Below are 4,779 nucleotides of genomic sequence, written 5' to 3' on the forward strand. Positions count from 1 at the left end.
GCATCTGGGTGCGGGCGGGGAGCGCCTTCGTGAACAAGGACGGCTCACTCAACGTGTTGCTGGACGTGCTGCCGCTGGACGGGAAGCTGCACGTCCGCGAGGCGGCGGAGAAGCGCGACACGGCGGGGCTGAGCGGGGGCCGCTACGCGGGCGAGCTGGGGCTGGACGCGGCGCCGGTGGGTGGCCACTCGTGAGGGCGCTGTGCGCGGTGGTGGTGGGCCTGCTCTTGTGCGGGCCCGGGGTGGCGGAGGCGGCGAAGCTGCGCACGCAGCACACGGGGACGGTCAACCTCAACGAGGCCAGCGCGGCGGAGCTGGATTTGCTGCCGGGCGTCGGAGAGAAGGCGGCGCAGCGCATCATCGCGCACCGCCAGAAGCGGCCCTTCAAGCGCGTGGAGGAGCTGGTGCGCGTGAAGGGCTTCGGCAAGAAGAAGTTCCTCAAGCTCAAGGCGCACCTGGCGCTGAGCGGGCCCACGACGCTGCGAGTCGAACAGGTGCCCGCCCCTCCTGAGAGAAAGGAGGTGAGCACGACGAACGACTGAGACGAAGAGCTCCGGCAAAGGGGGCCGCCGCCCGGGATTTCTCTCGTGGCCTGGCGCGGCGGCCCCGTGGTGCAAGGGCCCATGAGGGGCAAACAGGGAAGCGCCCCGTGGGAGCGGTAGCCATCCGGGAGTGGATTGGTACCATCCGCCGCCATGAACCGACGCCTGACGAACCTGCTCACCGCGCTGCCTGTCACCGCCGCGCTGGTTGCTCCGCCCGTGCTCGCCTGCACCAGCATGCTGGTCTCCAAGGGAGCCACGGCGGATGGAGCCACCTTCATCACCTACGCCGCGGACGCGCACGAGCTGTACGGCGAGCTGTACTACACGCCCGCGCGCCGCCACGCGCCGGGCGCCATGCGCGACATCATCGAGTGGGACACCGGCAAGTTCCTGGGCCGCATCCCCCAGCCCGCCGCGACGTATTCGGTGGTGGGCAACATGAACGAGCACCAGCTCTCCATCGGTGAGTCCACGTTCGGCGGCCGCGAGGAGCTGGCGGGCCCCGCGGGCATCGTCGACTACGGCTCGCTCATCTACATCGCGCTGGAGCGCGCGAAGACGGCGCGCGAGGCCATCCAGGTCATGACGACCCTGGTCGCCGAGCACGGCTACGCCTCCAGCGGTGAGTCCTTCTCCATCGCCGACCCGAAGGAGGCCTGGCTGCTGGAGATGATTGGCAAGGGCAAGGGCGAGAAGGGCGCGGTGTGGGTGGCCCGCAAGCTGCCCGACGGGTACCTCTCCGCGCACGCCAACCAGGCGCGCATCGGCACGTTCCCGCTGAACGAGAAGCAGACGACGTTCTACTCGCCGGACGTCATCTCCTTCGCCCGGGCGAAGGGCTGGTTCAAGGGCGCGGACAAGGACTTCAACTTCGCGGAGACGTACAACCCCATCGACTTCGGGGGGCAGCGGTTCTCCGAGGCGCGCGTGTGGAGCATCTTCCGGCGCGCGGCGCCGTCGATGAAGCTGGGCGCGGAGTACGCGACCGGCGCGACGCCCCAGAAGCGGCTGCCGCTGTGGGTGAAGCCGGACAAGAAGCTGTCCGTGCAGGACACCATGGCGCTGATGCGGGATCACTTCGGGGGCACGCCGCTGGACATGACGAAGGACGTGGGCGCGGGCCCCTACGCGCTGCCGTACCGCTGGCGACCGATGACGTGGGAGCTGGACGGCAAGCAGTACGTCCACGAGCGCGCCATCTCCACGCAGCAGACGGGCTTCTCCTTCGTCGCGCAGATGCGGGACTGGCTGCCGGCGCCCATTGGCGGCGTGCTCTGGTTCGGCGTGGACGACACCTTCACCACCGTCTACACGCCCATGTACGCCGGCATCCGGCAGGTCCCGCGCAACTTCGCGCAGGGCGTGGCCAGCCGCGGTGAGTTCTCCTGGGACTCCTCCTTCTGGGTGTTCAACTGGGTGTCGAACCAGGCCTATGGGCGCTGGAGCGACATGGTGAATGACGTACAGAAGGAGCAGGGCGCGCTGGAAGGCCAGTTCCTCGCGGACCAGGCCGACATCGAGAAGCGCGCCCAGGAGCAGTTCAAGCGCAGCCCCGAGGAGGCGCGTCAGTACCTCACCGACTACTCGCTCCAGCAGGGCGAGAAGGTCCACGCCCGCTGGCGCAAGCTCGGTGAGACGCTGCTCGTGAAGTACATCGACGGCAACGTGCGCGATGAGATGGGCAAGGTGAACCACCCCAAGTACCAGGAGGCCTGGTACCGGCGCATCGTCCAGGAGAATGGCAAGGCGCTGCAAATGCCCGCCAAGCCCGCGGCGCCCGCGCCCGCGCCCGCGCAGAAGCCGGTGCCCAAGCCCACCGTGGCCCCCGCGCCTTGACACCCCGTCCGGGAGCGGGGAGCCCCCTCCCCGCGCCACGGCCGGCGCTGCGTCCCGTGCGCATCAGCCCCAGGCATCCGTCATCAGGCTGATGATTCCTGCTCCACCCCCCTCCGGGCACAACCTCGGCCACACCGGCACCGAGAATGAGGAACAAGCGCACATCAACCTCCTGGCACTCACCAGGAGGAGGGGGACAGAGCCATGGGTCGCATCACGAACAACACGACGACGAAGACGACCAGCATCACGCCCACGCGGACGACCGGCACGCCGCCTCCGCCGCCTCCGCCCAAGACGTCCTCGGCGCCGTCGACGTCGACTGGCATTCCGACGCCGCCGGATGCCTTCGTGTCCGGCACGCCCACCAACACGGTCCGCACCCCGAGCCTCACGTCGCCGCCCCCGCCTCCCTCGCTGGGCGGCGCGAAGGCGCCCGTCACCACCCCGCCGACGACAGTCCCCGTCGCGGTCGGCCCCGGCGTCCTCCGGGATGACTCGGTCATCGCGCCCTTCGTGGCCCAGGGCGTGCCCCGAGGCGCCATCAAGAACATCAGCGACGGCGGCTTCTCCGCGCTCCAGGGCCTGCAGCGCAGCCAGGGTGACGCCAGCTCCGCCGACTTCGCCACCCTCAAGGCGGAGGTCGGCCCCAAGGCCGACCTCATCCGCGCGGTGTTCGCCCAGGGCGGGCCGCACGTGAAGGCGGGTGACGCGGAGCGCGTCAAGCTGGCCAACGTGTTCAACGAAGGCTTCACGGTGGATACCGCCACGGTGGAGAACTACCGCAAGCAGATGAGCGTGCTCACGGAGGGGAAGTTCGAGCCCTACGTGGAGATGGCGAACACCCACCTGACGCAGAACCAGAAGGACTACCCGAAGACGGCCACCAGCGTGGCGAACATCCACGGGCTCTCCGACGAGGGCAAGGTCTCCATCTACAAATACACACAGGAGAAGTTCAAGCCGTACAACGGCCAGGTCCTCTTCCCGCTGGCAAGGAATGGCGCCGGCCCCACGACCCAGGCGCTGCGCAACAACCTGGATGGCATTGCCGTCACCCGCGCGGCGCTCAACGAGCTGCCGAAGTTCCAGGGCACCGTGTTCCGCGGCGACAGCAAGAAGTACTACGACGCCTACACGAAGGACGCCGTCATCACCCGGGATGCCTTCACCAGCACGGCGAAGAACCCGGATGCGAAGTTCGATGGCGACGCCATCCTCGAAATCCGGACCCGGACGGGCCGCGACATCCAGGGCGCCTCGCTCAAGCCGGGTGAGGAGGAGGTGCTCATCCCGCCCGGCGCCACCTTCAAGGTCCTGGACCGGGACGACACGGGCTCCATCCTCCGGCTCACGCTCGAGGAGCTCTGAGCGCCCGCTCCCCTGGCCCCCGGCCTTCAGGGCGGGGGCTTGACGGTCCTGTTCGCGAGCGGTCAACAGCCAACGGTTTTTCAGCAGCAGGTCGGACGGCGACGCGATAGACCTGCTGCGACTCAAACCATTGGCTTGAGACACGGAGGCAGCAGGTGACGGCAGAAGAATCCCCGAAGGACCCGGCAGGAGCGCCGCTGGAATCCCACGAAGGTGAGCGGACCTCCAAAGGGCCTCCCCTCGGTGAAGTGCTCGAATTCATGCGCCTGCTCTGGGCCGTGGACCACGGGCTCCAGTCCACGTCGAAGCGCATGGAGTCCTCGCTGGGACTCACGGGTCCGCAGCGCCTGGTCATCCGCCTGGTGGGGCGCTTCCCCGACATCACCGCGGGCATGCTCGCGCAGATTCTCCACGTCCATCCCAGCACCCTGACGGGCGTGCTCAAGCGCCTGGAGAAGCGGGGCCTGCTGGAGCGCAAGTCCGACCCGCTCGACGGGCGCAAGGCGCTGTTCTGCCTGACGGACGAGGGGCGCTCGCTCGACATCCCCTCCGAGGGCACGGTGGAGTCGGCGGTGCAGCGCGTGCTGGCGCGCCTCTCGCGGCCTCGCATCATCGCGACGCAGGAAGTGCTCACCGCGCTGGCCCAGGAACTGGGGGGCGTCCCCATGCCCGAAGTCGAGTTCGACGAGGCGGGCGCCCGCAAGCAAGTCGTTCGATGAGCCGGTCGCCCGCCCGCTCCCTTGCCGCTGCCGGGGACGCGTGTGGTGGGCCTTGTAGGAAGGGCGAGCCCGGTGGACCGCGTTACCTCCTGGACCCTCGCCCTTGTGTCTCCTTCCAGCGCCAGACACCCGGAGCCCCTCGAACGGGCTCCTGGGTCGTTATGCTTCGCAAGAAGGGGGCGGCTGCGAGAAAATCGGGAAATAGGCCGCCCTCCCCGGGGTTGCCTCGCCACTGAGCGGACAGGACAGCGTGAACCTCGACACACCGCAGACACCAGGCCCCGAGCTCCCGCCTCCGTCCCCTCCTGT

General features: G+C 68.9%; 5 protein-coding genes. All 5 read left to right on the forward strand.

The features are described from left to right. The first annotated feature begins 2 nt into the window (after positions 1 to 2). Positions 3 to 194 carry a hypothetical protein gene (locus G4D87_RS33825; RefSeq protein ID WP_240358826.1) on the forward strand — a complete coding sequence of 64 codons (192 nt, stop codon included), beginning with the start codon at positions 3 to 5 and terminating at the stop codon, positions 192 to 194. Then, positions 191 to 541 (forward strand): ComEA family DNA-binding protein, encoded by a 351-nt coding sequence (locus tag G4D87_RS33830; RefSeq protein WP_163786804.1) that lies wholly within the window; start codon positions 191 to 193, stop codon positions 539 to 541. Before G4D87_RS33825 ends, G4D87_RS33830 begins: the two co-directional genes overlap by 4 nt. 153 nt (positions 542 to 694) lie before the next feature. Further along, entirely contained in the window at positions 695 to 2,380 is a 1,686-nt protein-coding gene (locus G4D87_RS33835; RefSeq protein WP_163786805.1) for a dipeptidase, read from the forward strand. Positions 2,381 to 2,584: 204 nt separating this feature from the next. Beyond that, positions 2,585 to 3,751 carry an ADP-ribosyltransferase domain-containing protein gene (locus G4D87_RS39745; protein WP_240358827.1) on the forward strand — a complete coding sequence of 389 codons (1,167 nt, stop codon included), beginning with the start codon at positions 2,585 to 2,587 and terminating at the stop codon, positions 3,749 to 3,751. Between the two features lie 155 nt (positions 3,752 to 3,906). After that, positions 3,907 to 4,470 carry a MarR family winged helix-turn-helix transcriptional regulator gene (locus G4D87_RS33845; protein ID WP_163786806.1) on the forward strand — a complete coding sequence of 188 codons (564 nt, stop codon included), beginning with the start codon at positions 3,907 to 3,909 and terminating at the stop codon, positions 4,468 to 4,470. Positions 4,471 to 4,779 lie beyond the last annotated feature (309 nt).

Source organism: Myxococcus vastator (assembly GCF_010894475.1).
GTDB lineage: Bacteria > Myxococcota > Myxococcia > Myxococcales > Myxococcaceae > Myxococcus > Myxococcus vastator.